Genomic DNA, 15,913 nt, shown 5'->3' on the forward strand with positions numbered 1-15,913 from the left:
TCCTTCCGGCTTATCGGGTACGGGCGGAGGCAACGTCCCTGTAAAGCCGCCCTCTCGGCGCATCCCTGCGCCTCGCCCCGGCCTGCAGGAAACGCCTCAGCGATTTACAGCCGGACCAGGGCATCGCTGACAGCCCTCAGTCATTTAGAAAGCAACTTTATTGCTTCTGCATAAAAAAATTACTGGGGATCCCTCAGCCCCGTGGGAGAGGGCCAGGGTGAGGGCATCAGCCTGCACGAGACGGCAGAGATCACTTACTCTTAATATCGAAAATATCCGTCCCCAGATGGTTATAGTCAACTTTCTGTAACCTGAAGTTGGTAATGTAAACTGGCGGGCCCTTCTTCCCGGAGATAAACGGGTAATCATTTTTTATCTCTTTCGCCTTAATCCCCGTCCACTGTGAGAAGAATTTCAGGAAATCGTTCGCGGAACGGCGCGCTTTGATGATGCGATGCGTTTTGTCATCACTCGACAGCACCATAAACGGTACCTGGAAGTTCTGCTGAAACTTGTCATCGTGAGCCAGATACTGCACTTCTTTACCGCGCTCCTTAAACGCCAGACCGTGGTCAGAGAAATAGACCATCGAGAAGCTATCGCCGCTGTTGCGCAGCTGCGCGTACAGCTTGCTGAGCAGATCGTCGGTTTGCGTCATGGTGTACAGATAACACGAGGTCTCTTTGGATTGCACAAACTCCGCATATTTTCCCCCGGTACGATCGCATGCCTGCGGGTGTGACCCCATCAGGTGCAGGACGATCAGCTGCGGCTGGGTGCGCTGAGTGGCAAAGACCTGCGCGGTCATTTTTAGCAACGCTTCATCTTTTGTGTTTTTATCGGCTTCGAAATCACCGCTTTTCAGGAACTGTACCTCGTCGGCACGCTTCGCGATGCTGGCAATGGCGGTATCATACTCGCCGATCTGCCCCTGGTTGGAGAACCACCACGTCTGAAAACCTGCCCGGTTGGCCAGGGTGACAAAATTATCCTGAAACTGCGGTTTTCCATCCACGACACGGTTGAGCGTCAGACCGAGAGATTTCTGCGTCGAACCGCTGGCCGCCACGTAATCGGTAAACAGCGTACCGTTGACGGAGCTGGCAAACGGCGTGTTATCCCAGTGACCGCCAAACGCGCCGAGCGCATCGCGACGCGCGCTTTCACCGATCACCACCACATAGGTGTGATACTTCGGTTTCACCACCAGCACGTTCCAGGTATCTTTCATGGTGGAAAGCTCGGCCATACGCGCCTGCTCGTCGAGCACTTCCTCGTTATTCACTACCACGTCTTTAACGAAGCGAAACACCGGATACCCGGTATCTTTAAGCTTAAACACGCCGCCCCAGGCCAGATTTTGTACCGGCGCAACAAAAAGCGTCACTACGCTAAAGGCCAGGCACAGGCTTTCAATTTTACCCCATGTTTTTTTCCCGACCTGCTTACGGCGAACCGCAATCACGCCGAGAGCAAAAATGAAAAGGCCAACCACGTAGTTGTACCACGGGAAGATCGTCAGGATCTCTGTAGACTCTTCCATATTGGTGGAGTGGAGCGCCAGCAGGGTATTAAAGTTCGGCGCGCCATAGGCCTGGCCGAACGGGAAATAGGCGGCAGCCACCAGAGAACAGATCCCGATAAGCACTTTCTGCATGCGCGGTGCGCTTCGCCATAGCAGGTGAAGAATGCAGGTGAACCCGACGGCATAAAGCAGGCTAAAGGGGTAGCCAAGAGCAAAGTTAATCAACAGCGATTGCAAAAAATAGAATCCCGTCCACGGGCTTAGGGCCCGGCTGCGGGTAACAAGTGTATCAATCAGGGTTACGTTCATAGATCACTATCACGAAAACGCCATGTGCTCACCCTGGCGTCAAGGGTCAAAGCCTGCCGGACAGTGCGTGGAAAGGGAATGGAGGTCCGCTTCAGCGAGCCGCAAATTGTGCAGGGCTGCAAGAAGATAGTGCGAGCGTGAATCAAGGTCAACAGTTGCTAAACAGATGTTTTGCGAAGGGGGCTGCAAATCCGCAAAAATAATCAGGAAAAAGCGAGTTTACAACGAAAGTGTGACTGGAAAATGAAGCGGCGTGCCGCGACGCCGCTTAGTGAGAAGATTTGTCGTCCTGATGCGGTTTGGCGTTAAACATATCGCACAGCATGTTCAACAGCATTAGACGCACTTTAAAAGGAGAGTGGGTAAACACGTTCATACACCTCTTGAATTCATTCATAAGACCTCCTGATTCATGATCCCTTCGATCCGTGAAGGGTGACTGCATTACATACAGATATAGCACAGGCTATATTGTATAGCTATGGCTAATTCGTTAATTTTTTGTGCTTGTAGAGCTATGGTTTACAATGTGCGCTCCGTTACAGGGCGCTGGAAGCGTCAACCCATTGAGGAAGCACAATGAACCGTCGCGCAGGTAAGCCAACAACAAAAAAAACGACGCAACTGGTGAACGTTGAAGAACATGTGGAAGGCTTCCGCCAGGTGCGTGAGGCGCACCGCCGGGAGCTGATTGATGATTATGTCGAACTGATCTCCGATCTGATTCGTGAAGTTGGAGAAGCGCGCCAGGTGGATATGGCCGCACGCCTGGGGGTGTCGCAGCCAACCGTTGCCAAAATGTTAAAACGTCTGGCGTCGGTCGGGCTGATCGAGATGATCCCCTGGCGCGGGGTGTTTCTCACCGCTGAAGGCGAAAAGCTGGCGCAGGAGAGCCGCGAGCGCCATCAGATCGTCGAGAATTTTTTACTGGTGCTGGGCGTCAGCCCGGAAATTGCCCGTCGGGATGCCGAAGGTATGGAACACCACGTCAGCGAAGAGACGCTGGTGAAGTTCCGCGAATTTACGCTCAAATATGGCCCCGCCGCTGAATGAACCTCCCCGGCTTGCAGGCCCTGAAACGCGATCGTTTTTTCCATCTTTTACTTATCACTGGCGTTGGGCTCAGCGTCTTTGTGCCCTTCACGCCGCACACCTGGCCGGCGGCCATAGACTGGCGCACCATTATTACCCTGAGCGGTTTGATGATGCTCACCAAAGGCGTAGAGCTGAGCGGCTATTTTGACGTGCTGGGGCGCAAAATGGTGCGCCGCTTCGCCACCGAGCGCAAACTGGCTCTGTTCATGGTCTTTTCGGCGGCGCTGCTGTCGACGTTCCTCACTAATGACGTAGCGCTGTTTATCGTGGTGCCGCTTACGCTCACGCTGCGTAAGCTGTGCGAAATACCGGTTACCCGTCTGATTATCTTTGAAGCGCTGGCCGTCAATGCAGGCTCGCTGCTCACGCCGATCGGTAACCCGCAGAACATTCTGCTGTGGGGACGCTCCGGCCTGTCGTTTACCGCATTTACCTGGCAGATGGCGCCGCTGGCGCTGGCGATCGTGGCGACGCTGCTGGTGGTGGGCTGGTTTGCTTTCCCGAATAAATCGTTGCAGTACCACAGCGGTACCACCGGCCCCCAGTGGCAGCCGCGTCTCGTCTGGAGCTGCCTGGGACTGTATATCGTTTTCATTACCGCGCTGGAGTTAAACCAGGCGCTGGCGGGCGCGCTGCTGGTGGCGTGTGGCTTCCTGTTCCTCGCCCGGCGGGTGCTGGTGAGCGTTGACTGGACGCTGCTGCTGGTGTTTATGGCGATGTTTATTGACGTCCATCTACTGATCCAGCTCCCGGTATTGCAGACCGTTCTCCATAGCGTCAGCGGTCTGTCGCAACCGGGACTATGGCTGACGGCGATTGGTCTCTCGCAGGTGATCAGTAACGTGCCGTCCACCATTTTGCTGCTTAACTATGTTCCCCCAACGGTACTGCTGGCGTGGGCGGTCAACGTCGGCGGCTTTGGGCTGCTGCCCGGCTCGCTGGCCAACCTCATCGCCCTGCGGATGGCCAACGATCGCCGCATCTGGTGGCGCTTCCATTTATGGTCAATCCCGATGCTGTTCTGGTCTGCGGCGGTCGGTTTCGGACTATTCCTTCTCATATAGTGCGCAATTTGTCAGTTTTTCCTGGCAAATGTATAGCAACGTCCTAGCTTTAGTGAACGGCATAGTGTGATGCCGCTCACTGACAGGACCGTTGCTGAACTATGGCAGAAGATCAAAATCCACCTGCTGACGAGCAGGATCAAAACAATAACGAGCGCAAGCGCCCGGGCAAAAAACCGTTAATTATCCTTGGCATCGTGGTCATCGTGATGGTGATCGTGGCGCTGGTCTGGTGGTTTTTAACCCGTAACGAAGAGACCACCGACGACGCCTTCACCGACGGCGACGTAGTGACCATTGCCCCAAAAACGGCAGGCTACGTTACCGAACTTCGCGTGCGGGATAACCAGCGCGTGAAGAAAGGGGATGTGCTGGTAGTGATCGATCCGCGTGATACCACCGCCCAGCGCGATCAGGCTCAGGCCCAGCTTGGGCTGGCGGTTGCGCAGTTGCATCAGGCGCAGGCGCAGCTGGCGCTCTCGAAGGTGCAATATCCCGCCCAGCGCGATGAAGCCAAAGCCCAGGTACTGAAAGCCCAGGCGGATATGACCAACGCTCAGGCGGAGTACCGCCGTCAGCGCGGCGTTGACCCCCGCGCGACCACACAACAAAGCATCGATGCCGCGAACGCTCAACTGCGGAGTGCCCAGGCGGGTCTGGCCAGCGCGCAGGCGCAGCTGGAGGTGGCGGAGCAGGTCCAGTTGCAAATCCGCCAGCAGGAGACTAACGTCGAAGCCCGCGAACGGCAGGTCGATCAGGCCAGAGCGCAGCTGGAAACCGCCAACCTGAACCTCTCTTATACCGAAGTCCGCGCCCCGTTCGACGGTTTTGTCACCAAACGCAACGTCCAGCCTGGTACGCTGGTGCAGGCAGGCACGGCACTGTTCTCGCTGGTTTCCCCGAACGTGTGGGTGGTGGCGAACTTCAAGGAGTCGCAGCTTGAACGTATGAAGCCGGGCGACAAAGTGACCGTGTCCGTCGATGCCTGGCCGGATATGGCGCTCGAAGGCCATATTGACAGCATCCAGCAGGGCAGCGGCTCGCGCTTCTCCGCCTTCCCGTCGGAAAACGCCACCGGTAACTTTGTGAAGATCGTTCAGCGCGTGCCGGTGAAAATCGTCATTGATAAGGGGCTGGATCCGAACAAACCGCTGCCGCTGGGGCTGTCGGTTGAACCGAAGGTCACCGTGGAATGACGGACAGCAGCCACGAAAACTGGAAGCCCGCCAGTAACCCGTGGGCGGTGGCGATTGTGGTCACCCTGGCGGTGTTTATGGAAATTCTGGACACCACCATCGTCAACGTGGCGCTGCCCCACGTCGCGGGATCGCTCTCGGCCAGCTATGACGAATCTACCTGGGTGCTCACCAGCTACCTGGTGGCGAACGGCATCGTGCTGCCGATCTCGGCCTTCCTGAGCCGGCTGTTTGGCCGCAAGCAGTTCTTCCTGATCTGCATTGTGATGTTCACCATCTGCTCGTTCCTGTGCGGCATCGCCACCGAGCTTTGGCAAATCATCCTGTTCCGTGTGATGCAGGGCTTTTTTGGCGGCGGGTTGCAGCCCACGCAGCAATCGGTGCTGCTCGATTACTTCAAGCCGGAGGACAGGGGCAAAGCCTTTGGCCTTTCATCCATTGCCATTATCGTCGCGCCGGTCCTTGGCCCGACGCTGGGAGGCTGGATCACCGATAACTACTCCTGGCGCTGGGTGTTCTTTATCAATATTCCGGTAGGGATTGTGACGGTGCTGGCCATCTATCAGCTGCTGGAAGATCCGCCGTGGGAGAAAAAGTCGGAAGAGAAGCTCACCGTCGACTGGACGGGGATCGGCCTGATCGCTCTCGGACTTGGCTGTTTGCAGGTGATGCTCGACCGGGGCGAAGATGATGACTGGTTCTATTCGAACTTTATCCGCACCTTCGCGGTACTGACGCTGGTCGGCATTATCGGCGCGATCTACTGGCTGATGTATGCCAAAAAGCCGGTGGTGGATCTGCACTGTATGAAGGATCGCAACTTTGCGATCTCCAGCCTGCTGATGGCGGGGATGGCGATGATCCTGTACGGCAGTTCGGTGGTTATTCCGCAACTGGCGCAGCAGGATTTGGGCTATACCGCCACCTGGTCCGGGCTGGTGCTCTCGCCCGGCGCGGTGCTGATTGTGCTGACTATTCCGCTGGTACTGAAGCTGATGCCGGTGGTGCAGACGCGCTGGATCATCGCCTTCGGCTTTACCTGCCTGGCGGTGTCGTTCTTCTGGTCCCGGACGCTGACGCCGGATATCGATTTCGAAACGCTGGTGCTGTTTCGCAGCGCCCAGTCGATTGGACTCGGGTTCCTGTTTGTGCCCCTCACCACCATCGCCTTTATCTCGATCCCGAGGCAGCTTAACGCCGACGCGGCGGCGCTGTTTACCATGTTCCGCAACGTGGCCGGCTCGATTGGGATTTCGCTCTCGACGGCGGCGATCACCGAGCGCTCGCAGGCGCACAGCGCGCATCTGGCTTACCACGCTTCGCCGTTTAATGAGCAGTTCCAGCTGGCGATACGCGAAAGCGCCCAGGCGATCCAGAACTTCACCACTCAGGTGGGCGATCCGACCGGCATTGCCACCGGGCGGATGTACCAGACCATGATCGAGCAGTCGCGCTTTCTGGCCTACATCGACGTCTTCACCATTCTGAGCGCGGTGGCCCTATTACTGATTCCGTTTTGTTTGTTGCTCTCGCCGGTTAAGAGCGAGGGGAGTGCAGGAGCACACTGATGATACACAGACGTTTACACCCCCTGATGATAATGATGCTGCTGGTGGGCTGCGCCGTCGGGCCGGACTATCAACAGCCTGCACCGCCCGCCACCACGCACTGGAACGATAAGGGCGACGGCGCGGTGAAATCACAAACGTCCTCCGCGGCAACTAACCCGCGCTGGTGGAAAACCTTCGGCTCGCCGCAGCTCGACAGCCTGATTGAACGCGCCATCGCCGGAAATCTGACGCTACAGCAAACGGTATTGCGCATTGCCGGCGCGCGCGAACAGATTAACCAGGCCGGCGGGGCATTTTTCCCGTCGGTGAATGGCAATGTGCAGGCGACGCGCCAGCAGCTTGGGCTGGAAGGGGAGCTGAAATCCCACGGCGTGTATGACCAGCTGAATAATGTCGATCCGCAGCTGCGAAGCGCGTTAGGCCCGCTGACGCAGCCGATTAACCTCTATCAGGGCAGCTTCGACGCTCAGTGGGAAATCGACCTGTGGGGCAAGGTGCGCCGTCAGGTAGAAGCGGCCGAGGCGCAGCAGCGGGCGGCGATCGAGCAGCGTAACGATGCGCTGGTCTCGCTGGAAGCCGAAGTGGCGCGGGCGTGGCTACAGCTGCGAGGGGCGCAGAGCATCATTGCCACGCTTAATACGCAAATTGAAAGCGCGCAGCAGACGCTGGATCTGACCGAAAGCCGCCAGCGGGGCGGGCTGTCACCGCAGATGGACGTAGAAAACGCCCGGGCGCAGTTGGGCAATCTTGAAGCCCAATTGCCGCAGTATCAGGCGCAGGCGCGCCAGGCGATGAACGGGCTGGCTATCCTGCTCGGCAAACCGCCGGGGGCGCTGGATGCCGAATTACAATCCGTGCAGCCGATGCCAGCGTTGCCGGATATTGTGCAAACCGGCATTCCGTCAACGCTGGCGCGTCGTCGCCCGGACGTGCGCGAAGCCGAGGCGAACCTCCATGCCGCCACGGCGCAAATTGGCGTCTCGGTAGCCGAACTGTTCCCAAGCTTCACCCTCTCCGGGCAGTTTGGCCTGCGTAACAGCGAATCCGGCTGGCTGACCGACTGGAGCAGCCACTTTTACAGCTTCGGTCCGCAGGTCTCCATCCCCATCTTCCAGGGCGGTCGGCTGGTCTCCAGCGTCAAGGTGGCCCGCGCACAGCAAGGGGCGGCGGTGCTGGACTATCGTCAGACGGTGCTGACGGCGCTCGGCGACGTTGAAAACGCGCTGGTGAGCTATCGCACTGACCAGCAGCGTGAGGCGGGCCTGGCGAAAACCATCGACGCGCTGCAAAACGCTTTTGATCTCGCCAGCGACAGCTACCGACAGGGGATCGCCAGTTTTATTGACGTGCTGGACGCCCAGCGTCAGCTCGCTCAGGCCGAACAGCAGCGGGCGCAGGCGCAGGTGCAGAGCGCGCTTGACCTGGTGGCGCTCTACAAAGCCCTCGGCGGCGGCTGGGAGCCGTATCAGCAGGTTCAGCTGCCAGACTACAGCGTCTTTGGCGATGCCCCGCGCGGATAGATTCAGAGGATTGGGCAAGAAACGGACAGGAACGCCACATTCGCGATGGCTGGGGGGCGGGTATAACTAACAGACACCCAATCGACATGCGAGGAAAGCGTTATGCGTTATCAAAAACTGGGCAATACCGGACTGTTTGTTTCTGAACTCTGCCTCGGCACCATGACCTTCGGCGGCGAGGGCGGCATGTGGGGCAAGATTGGCCAGCTAAGGCAAAACGAAGCCGAGCAGCTGGTGGGCCGCGCGCTGGACGCGGGCATCAACTTTATCGACACTGCCGACGTCTATTCGGAAGGACGCTCGGAGGAGATCCTCGGGCAGGCGCTGAAAAACCTGAACGTTCCACGTGAAAACGTGGTGGTCGCCACAAAGGTGTTTGGTGAAACGGGCACGGCGGGAGTGAACTCACGCGGCGGCTCGCGCTATCACATTATCGACAGCGTAAAGGAGAGCCTGCGCCGCCTGCAGCTCGATCATATCGATCTCTATCAGCTGCACGGTTTCGACCCCGCGACCCCCATCGAGGAGACGCTTTACGCACTGGATAACCTTGTGCAGCACGGTCACGTGCGATACATCGGCGTCTCGAACTGGACTGCGTGGCAGATTGCCAAAGCGCTCGGTATTTCTGACCGTCTTGGGCTGGCGCGTTTCGCATCGTTGCAGGCGTATTACACCATTGCCGGACGTGACCTGGAGCGCGAGCTGGTGCCGATGATGCAGAGCGAAGGCGTCGGATTGATGGTCTGGAGCCCGCTGGCGGGCGGCCTGCTGAGCGGAAAATACGGTCGTGACGGGCAGAGCGAAACCGGAGGCCGCCGTCTGGAATTTGACTTCCCGCCGGTGAATAAAGATCGCGCCTTCGACTGCGTGGACGTAATGCGCGTCATTGCCGAGCGTAGGGGCGTCTCCGTGGCGCAAATCGCGCTGGCATGGCTGCTGCATCAAAAAGCGGTGACCAGCGTCATTATTGGTGCGAAACGCGTCGATCAGCTGGACGATAATATTGCCGCCACCGGGATCCGTTTAAGCGAAGACGAGCTTAAACAGCTTGATGCCGTCAGCGCGCTGCCGCGCGAATATCCAGGCTGGATGCTGGAGCGGCAGGGGGAATACCGTCGTAGTCAGCTCGCGCAGCAGTAACCTTCCTTTTCCCCGGTGGCGCTTCGCTTACCGGGGCTACTATCTCTGGTCTTTATTTCAACCCACCTCACAAAAAATGCTCCTTCTCTTTGCCTGATGTTTCATCTCGATCTATATGACTAGTCATAAAATTTAAATGACTAGTCATATAGGGAGCAACCATGAACAAATCACTGCCAGCCAGCTTTTTATGGGGCAACTCGGTATCCAGCATGCAGACGGAAGGGGCATGGAATGAGGGCGGGAAGGGGATGTCGGTATATGACATTCGGGAAGCAGGAGAAAACATCTCCGACTGGAAAGTGGCGACCGACTCCTACCACCGCTACCGGGAAGATTTCGATCTGATGCAGGATCTGGGCATGAACTGCTACCGCTTCCAGATCTCCTGGAGCCGCGTCTGCCCGCAGGGTGACGGCGAGTTCAACGCCGAAGGTATCGCGTTTTACGACCGCTTTATTAACGATCTGCTCGCCCGCGGTATTGAGCCGATGGTCTGCCTCTACCACTTCGATATGCCGCTGGCGCTGGCGCAGGAGTACAACGGCTTCAACGAACGCCGGGTGATGGAGGCCTTTATCCGCTACGGCAAGAAGATGATCGACTGCTACGGCGATCGCGTGAAGTACTGGCTGACCTTCAACGAGCAGAACATTTTCCATATGCCGGAAGCTTTTCGCATTTCCGGTTACATGAAAGGTGAACAAACCCTGCGCGAGCTGTATGAGCTTCAGCACCATGCGATGGTGGCGCACATGACTCTGACCGAATACCTGCACCAGACTAAGCCAGGCAAGCTGATGGGCGGCATGCTGGCGCACCAGCTGATTTATCCGGCCACCTGCAAACCGCGTGATATCTTCTGCGCCCAGCAGTACGACGAATTCCTCAACCAGAACCTGCTGCGCGTCTTCGCGGGACAGGGCTACAGCCCGGCGGTAATGGCGGTGGTGGAGCAGGAGGGCTTCGGCGATATCTACCGCGCAGACGATCTCGCGCTGTTTGCGCGCACGAAGAACGACTTTATGGCCTTCAGCTACTACGCCAGCAAAACGCTGGACAGCGATGCCATCCCGGAAGGCACGCCGGTTAACTATTACCTGCTGCACGGCGAGAAAAACAATCCGTACCTGAAGGCCACCGAGTGGAACTGGCAGATCGATCCGCTGGGCTTTCGCACCATCCTCACCCGCTACGCCAACGACTGGCGGATGCCGGTATTCCCGATTGAGAACGGTATTGGGGTGATTGAGTCCTGGGATGGCGTGAATCCGGTTGAGGACACCTACCGCATCGACTACCACCGGGCGCACATCGAGGCGATGAAAGCGGCAATATTCGAGGATGGGGCAGAGGTGATGGGCTATCTCGGCTGGGGGTTGATTGACATTCTCAGCTCCCAGGGTGACATGCGCAAGCGCTACGGCGTGGTCTACGTCAACCGTGAAAATCACGACCTGAAAGACCTGAAGCGCGTGCCGAAGAAGAGCTACGCGTGGTTAAAACAGGTTATCCATACCAACGGACGCGAGATGTAAGCCGTACGCTGCCGGGCCGTTTTTGTGACTGATTGATGGGAACACTCCGCTATGTCTGAAACAAAAATAACACCGCACATGCAGTCTTTTGTCGATAAATTTGTAGAGTTCTCGGCGCGCCTGGCAAACCAGGTGCATCTTCGCTCCCTGCGCGATGCCTTCGCCACGGTAATGCCGATTTTCATCCTTGCCGGTCTGGCGGTGCTGGTGAATAACGTGGTGTTCCCGTGGATTTTTGCGGGCGACACGCTTACGCAGTTTAAAGTGTGGGGCGAGGCGATTATCAACGGCACGCTGAACATCGCCGCGCTGCTGCTGGCCCCTATGATCGCCTGGTCGCTGGCGCGCAACAAAGATTTCGACAATCCGGTCTCGGCAGTGGTTATCGCCGTCAGCAGCTTCATCATCATGATGCCGATGCGCTTACAGATTACCCCCGTCGGCAGCGACGCCACGGTAAACGTCACCCAGGTGCTGACGTTCGCCAACATTGGCTCCACCGGGATTTTCGCCGGGGTGCTGATTGGGCTGCTCTCAACCGAGCTGTTTATCGCCATTTCACGGCTGAAGGCGCTGCACATTTCGCTCGGGGAGAACGTACCGCCAGCGGTGAGCAAATCCTTTACTGCGCTGATCCCGACGATCCTCACGCTCTCCCTGTTTGCGGTGCTGGCGGCCATACTGGCGAACGTGCTGCACACGGATCTGATCCATCTCATTACGACATTTATTCAGCAGCCGCTGCGGTTGATCAACACCAGTCTGCCCGGGACGATTTTCATCTACAGCTTCGGTAACTTCCTGTTCACACTCGGTATTCATCAGTCGGTGGTCAACAGCGTGGTGCTGGAGCCGTTCCTGCTGATCAATACCAATGAAAATATGCTGGCCTTCGCCAACGGCCAGCCGATCCCGCACATCATCAACAACATCTTTGTACCGACCTTTGGCATGGTGGGCGGGACGGGCAGCACTATCTCATTGCTGATCGCTATCTTCATCTTCTCAAGACAGAAATCAGCGAAGCAGGTGGCGCGTCTGTCGCTGGCGCCGGGTCTGTTTAACATCAACGAGCCGGTGATTTTCGGCCTGCCGATAGTCTTTAACCTGCCGCTTATGATCCCGTTTGTGCTGCTGCCTGCTATCGGGATTTACTTTGCGTGGCTCTGTACCACGCTGGGGTTCATGTCGCGCTGCGTGGTGATGATCCCGTGGACCACGCCGCCGATCCTCAGCGCCTGGCTGGCGACGGCGGGGGACTGGCGGGCGGTGGTGGTGCAGTTGGCAATCATCGTATTTGGTGTATTCTTCTACCTGCCTTTCCTCAAGGTGGCCGAGCGAGTGGCCTTGAAAAACAGCGGGACAGAAAACTAATTTAAGGAAGGAAGATGGCGGCGAAGTACATCACCATAGCGCGGGAAATTAAGAAACGCATTATTACCCAGCAGTACGCCGCCAATGAACCGCTGCCGGACCAGTTCGCGCTGGCGGCGGAGTTCAGCACCAGCCGGATGACCATTCAGCAGGCGATGCGTCAGCTGATTGTTGAAGGGCTGGTCTATACCCGACAGGGGCAGGGCACGTTCATCCGCAAAAATTTCCTCCAGCTTTCCCAGTGGGATCTCTCCGGCAGCGACTACTTCGGGGCGACCAAAACCTGGGAACATTTAGGCACGGTGAGCAGTCAGGTTGTGCACTTCGAACTGCGTTTCCCGAACGAGAAAGAGCAGGCCTCGCTGATGATAAATCCGGATACGCCGATCTATGACTTCATCCGTCTGCGTTTACTCAACGGTGAGCCGATGTCCCTGGACGCCACGGTGATGCCGCTGAATCTGGTGCCCGGCCTGAACAAAATCCATCTTGAAAGTTCGGTATTCCGGTATGTGCAGGAGACGCTGGGGCTGAAGATCATGGGATCGTATCGTGTGGTGCGGGCGCTGAAGCCCAGTGCGCTGGATATGCAGCATCTGGTCTGTGAGCCAACCGACCCGGTGCTGGAGGTCGAGCAGGTGATCTATCTGGAAGATGGTACGCCGCTGGAGTACGCCCATTGTCACTATCGCTATGATCATGGCGGCATCGTAATTGTGAATAACGGATAAAAAAAAGCGGGCCTCGAGGCCCGCTTTGTTCGTGCTCGCGATTAGTTCAAACGCACCGGCATACCGGAACGGTTCTGAATCGCCTGGTCAACGATGGTCGTGTCAACATCCGCCTGAGAGGTAACGGACTGCACCGCGCTGGTCAGCTTAATCGGTACGATTTCGTTGTTGTTGATCTGATCTTCGCTGGTGGACAGCGGGTTATGCACTTCAATGTAACGGCTGCCGTCCGGCTCTGACGTCGCTTTCACCGGTTCGTTAATGAACTGCACGCGCGTACCGACCGGCACGTTATCGAACAGGAATTTGATGTCTTCATTACGCAGACGTACGCAGCCGTGGCTTACGCGCAGGCCGATACCGAAGTTGGCGTTAGTACCGTGGATGGCATACAGACGACCAATGTACAGCGCGTACAGACCCATCGGGTTATCCGGGCCAGCAGGCACAACGGCCGGTAGCGGTTCACCGGCAGCAATGTACTCAGCGTGCATTTTGGCGGTCGGCGTCCAGGTTGGGCCCGCTTTCTTACGCTCCACTTTGGTGGTCCAGTTCAGCGGGGTGTCTTTACCCAGCTGACCGATACCGATAGGCAGCACGATCACGGTGTTGGTGCCTTTCGGGTAGTAATACAGACGCATTTCGGCGCTGTTAATCACGATACCTTCGTGCACGGTATCCGGCAGGATCAGCTGCTGTGGAATGTTGAGTACGGTACCCGCTTTCGGCAGATACGGGTCAACGCCCGGGTTCGCTTCCAGCATGTTAGACAGGCCGAGCTGATACTGCGCCGCGAAGTATTCCAGCGGCTGAGTGTTACCTTCCGGAACCGTCACCACCTGGTTTTCACCCACCAGACGGCTTCCGTCTGTCGGCAGGGGATACGTCACCGCAGACGCGGTCTTACAAAAACCTACTACGGCTAACGCCGCCGCAAAAAGCGTTGTTAATTTCATGTTCATGTTATGCGAGGTATCTAAGCCATTCTGGCGATGAGTTGAGAAGTCTGAATCTGTAATGGGAGCGCATTATATGTGCATTCCCGTTAACTGGGAATTCAGATGTGTACGAAATCACATTTTTTTCGATTTTGTTAAAGTTTAGTGGATTACCGCAACACAGGATCTCAATTCGGAATTGTGGCATAATGCCGCGTTTATCACACTTTTCGCAGGAATCTCTCCGTGTTAGTTACCAGCAACGTCACTATGCAGTTTGGCAGTAAGCCGCTGTTCGAAAATATTTCCGTCAAATTTGGCGGCGGCAACCGTTACGGCCTGATTGGTGCCAACGGTAGCGGAAAATCCACCTTTATGAAGATCCTCGGCGGTGACCTGGAGCCGACGCTGGGCAACGTGTCGCTCGACCCGAACGAGCGTATCGGTAAGCTGCGTCAGGATCAGTTCGCCTTCGAAGAGTTCACCGTGCTCGACACCGTGATCATGGGGCATGCGGAGCTGTGGGAAGTGAAGCAGGAGCGCGATCGTATCTACGGTCTCGCTGAGATGAGCGAAGAAGACGGTTACAAAGTGGCCGACCTGGAAACGCAGTACGGCGAAATGGACGGTTATTCTGCGGAAGCGCGTGCGGGCGAACTGCTTCTGGGCGTCGGCATTCCTGTTGAACAGCATTATGGTCCGATGAGCGAAGTTGCACCAGGCTGGAAGCTGCGTGTGCTGCTGGCGCAGGCGCTGTTCTCTAATCCAGACATCCTGCTGCTCGACGAACCGACCAACAACCTGGACATCGATACCATCCGCTGGCTGGAGCAGACCCTGAACGATCGCGACAGCACCATGATCATCATCTCGCACGACCGTCACTTCCTGAACATGGTGTGTACCCACATGGCGGATCTGGATTACGGCGAGCTGCGCGTTTATCCGGGCAACTACGATGAGTACATGACGGCGGCAACCCAGGCGCGTGAACGTCTGCTTGCCGACAACGCCAAGAAGAAAGCGCAGATTGCGGACCTGCAATCCTTCGTGAGCCGCTTCAGCGCTAACGCCTCTAAATCGCGCCAGGCAACGTCGCGTGCCCGTCAGATCGACAAAATCAAGCTGGAAGAGGTAAAAGCCTCCAGCCGTCAGAACCCGTTCATTCGCTTCGAGCAGGACAAGAAGCTGTTCCGTAACGCGCTGGAAGTGGAAGCCCTCACCAAAGGCTTCGATGAAGGCCCGCTGTTCAAAAACTTCAACCTGCTGCTGGAAGTGGGCGAGAAGATTGCTATCCTGGGTGCCAACGGCGTGGGTAAATCCACTATGCTGAAAACTCTGGTGGGCGAAATGCAACCGGATAACGGTACCGTGAAATGGTCTGAAAACGCGCAGATTGGTTACTACGCGCAGGACCATGAATATGAGTTCGAAAACGATCTGACCGTCTTCGACTGGATGAGCCAGTGGAAGCAGGAAGGCGACGACGAGCAGGCGGTACGCAGCATTCTGGGGCGTCTGCTGTTCAGCCAGGACGACATCAAAAAGCCCGCCAAAGTGCTCTCCGGTGGTGAAAAGGGCCGTATGCTGTTCGGCAAGCTGATGATGGAAAAACCGAATATCCTGGTGATGGACGAACCAACCAACCACCTGGATATGGAATCGATCGAATCCCTGAACATGGCGCTGGAGATGTATCAGGGCACCCTGATCTTCGTCTCTCACGACCGTGAGTTCGTCAGCTCCCTGGCGACCCGCGTGATCGAAATCACGCCAGAGCGCGTGGTGGACTTCACCGGTAACTACGAAGATTACCTGCGCAGTAAAGGTATCGAGAGTTAAAAAAATAGCCGGGTGGCGGCTTCGCCTTACCCGGCCTACGTTCTATCCCCTCTCCCTGTGGGAGAGG

The 15,913-nt window shown here is 56.9% G+C and carries 13 protein-coding genes; 10 read left to right on the top strand and 3 right to left on the bottom strand.

Annotated elements, in window-relative coordinates:
• Nucleotides 1–250: 250 nt before the first annotated feature.
• Both CKK19_RS22200 and mntS read right to left on the bottom strand, forming a co-directional pair.
• The gene (locus CKK19_RS22200) at nucleotides 251–1,834 is read right to left on the bottom strand and encodes a phosphoethanolamine transferase (protein WP_023305744.1); all 1,584 of its coding nucleotides are present in this window, start codon (nucleotides 1,832–1,834) and stop codon (nucleotides 251–253) included.
• Between the two features lie 268 nt (nucleotides 1,835–2,102).
• A complete protein-coding gene (gene mntS, locus CKK19_RS22205; protein WP_022647525.1) occupies nucleotides 2,103–2,231 on the bottom strand; it encodes a manganase accumulation protein MntS in 129 nt (42 codons plus the stop codon).
• Nucleotides 2,232–2,413: 182 nt separating this feature from the next.
• On the opposite strand from mntS, the gene mntR reads away from it, so the two are divergent.
• The 9 genes from mntR to CKK19_RS22250 all read left to right on the top strand — a co-directional run bounded on the left by mntR (nucleotide 2,414) and on the right by CKK19_RS22250 (nucleotide 13,066).
• Nucleotides 2,414–2,887: a manganese-binding transcriptional regulator MntR gene (gene mntR / locus CKK19_RS22210; protein WP_022647526.1), complete on the top strand. Its 474-nt coding sequence runs from the start codon at nucleotides 2,414–2,416 to the stop codon at nucleotides 2,885–2,887.
• Nucleotides 2,884–3,993 (top strand): anion transporter, encoded by a 1,110-nt coding sequence (locus tag CKK19_RS22215; protein ID WP_063854207.1) that lies wholly within the window; start codon nucleotides 2,884–2,886, stop codon nucleotides 3,991–3,993. Before mntR ends, CKK19_RS22215 begins: the two co-directional genes overlap by 4 nt.
• A 101-nt stretch (nucleotides 3,994–4,094) precedes the next feature.
• The gene (locus tag CKK19_RS22220) at nucleotides 4,095–5,189 is read left to right on the top strand and encodes an HlyD family secretion protein (protein ID WP_023305746.1); all 1,095 of its coding nucleotides are present in this window, start codon (nucleotides 4,095–4,097) and stop codon (nucleotides 5,187–5,189) included.
• Entirely contained in the window at nucleotides 5,186–6,757 is a 1,572-nt protein-coding gene (locus CKK19_RS22225) for a DHA2 family efflux MFS transporter permease subunit (RefSeq protein WP_063854208.1), read from the top strand. The genes CKK19_RS22220 and CKK19_RS22225 overlap by 4 nt, the downstream gene beginning before the upstream one ends.
• Nucleotides 6,757–8,280: an efflux transporter outer membrane subunit gene (locus tag CKK19_RS22230; protein ID WP_063854209.1), complete on the top strand. Its 1,524-nt coding sequence runs from the start codon at nucleotides 6,757–6,759 to the stop codon at nucleotides 8,278–8,280. Before CKK19_RS22225 ends, CKK19_RS22230 begins: the two co-directional genes overlap by 1 nt.
• 102 nt (nucleotides 8,281–8,382) lie before the next feature.
• Entirely contained in the window at nucleotides 8,383–9,423 is a 1,041-nt protein-coding gene (locus CKK19_RS22235; RefSeq protein ID WP_063854210.1) for an aldo/keto reductase, read from the top strand.
• A gap of 161 nt (nucleotides 9,424–9,584) precedes the next feature.
• Nucleotides 9,585–10,961, top strand: coding sequence for a glycoside hydrolase family 1 protein (locus tag CKK19_RS22240; protein WP_063854211.1), 1,377 nt, complete (start codon nucleotides 9,585–9,587; stop codon nucleotides 10,959–10,961).
• Nucleotides 10,962–11,012: 51 nt separating this feature from the next.
• Nucleotides 11,013–12,335 (top strand): PTS sugar transporter subunit IIC, encoded by a 1,323-nt coding sequence (locus CKK19_RS22245; protein WP_063854212.1) that lies wholly within the window; start codon nucleotides 11,013–11,015, stop codon nucleotides 12,333–12,335.
• A 14-nt stretch (nucleotides 12,336–12,349) separates the two neighbouring features.
• On the top strand, nucleotides 12,350–13,066 hold the full coding sequence (locus CKK19_RS22250) for a GntR family transcriptional regulator (protein ID WP_063854213.1): 717 nt from the start codon (nucleotides 12,350–12,352) through the stop codon (nucleotides 13,064–13,066).
• A 41-nt stretch (nucleotides 13,067–13,107) separates the two neighbouring features.
• Here the strand turns inward: CKK19_RS22250 and ldtB are convergent, their stop codons facing one another.
• Complete coding sequence (gene ldtB / locus CKK19_RS22255; RefSeq protein WP_003858435.1) at nucleotides 13,108–14,028, bottom strand: L,D-transpeptidase; 921 nt, start codon at nucleotides 14,026–14,028, stop codon at nucleotides 13,108–13,110.
• Nucleotides 14,029–14,250: 222 nt separating this feature from the next.
• On the opposite strand from ldtB, the gene CKK19_RS22260 reads away from it, so the two are divergent.
• Nucleotides 14,251–15,846: an ABC-F family ATPase gene (locus CKK19_RS22260; RefSeq protein ID WP_022647534.1), complete on the top strand. Its 1,596-nt coding sequence runs from the start codon at nucleotides 14,251–14,253 to the stop codon at nucleotides 15,844–15,846.
• The last annotated feature ends 67 nt before the right edge of the window (nucleotides 15,847–15,913 follow it).

This window comes from Enterobacter sp. CCUG 70166 (genome assembly GCF_020224095.1).
Lineage (GTDB): Bacteria > Pseudomonadota > Gammaproteobacteria > Enterobacterales > Enterobacteriaceae > Enterobacter > Enterobacter intestinihominis.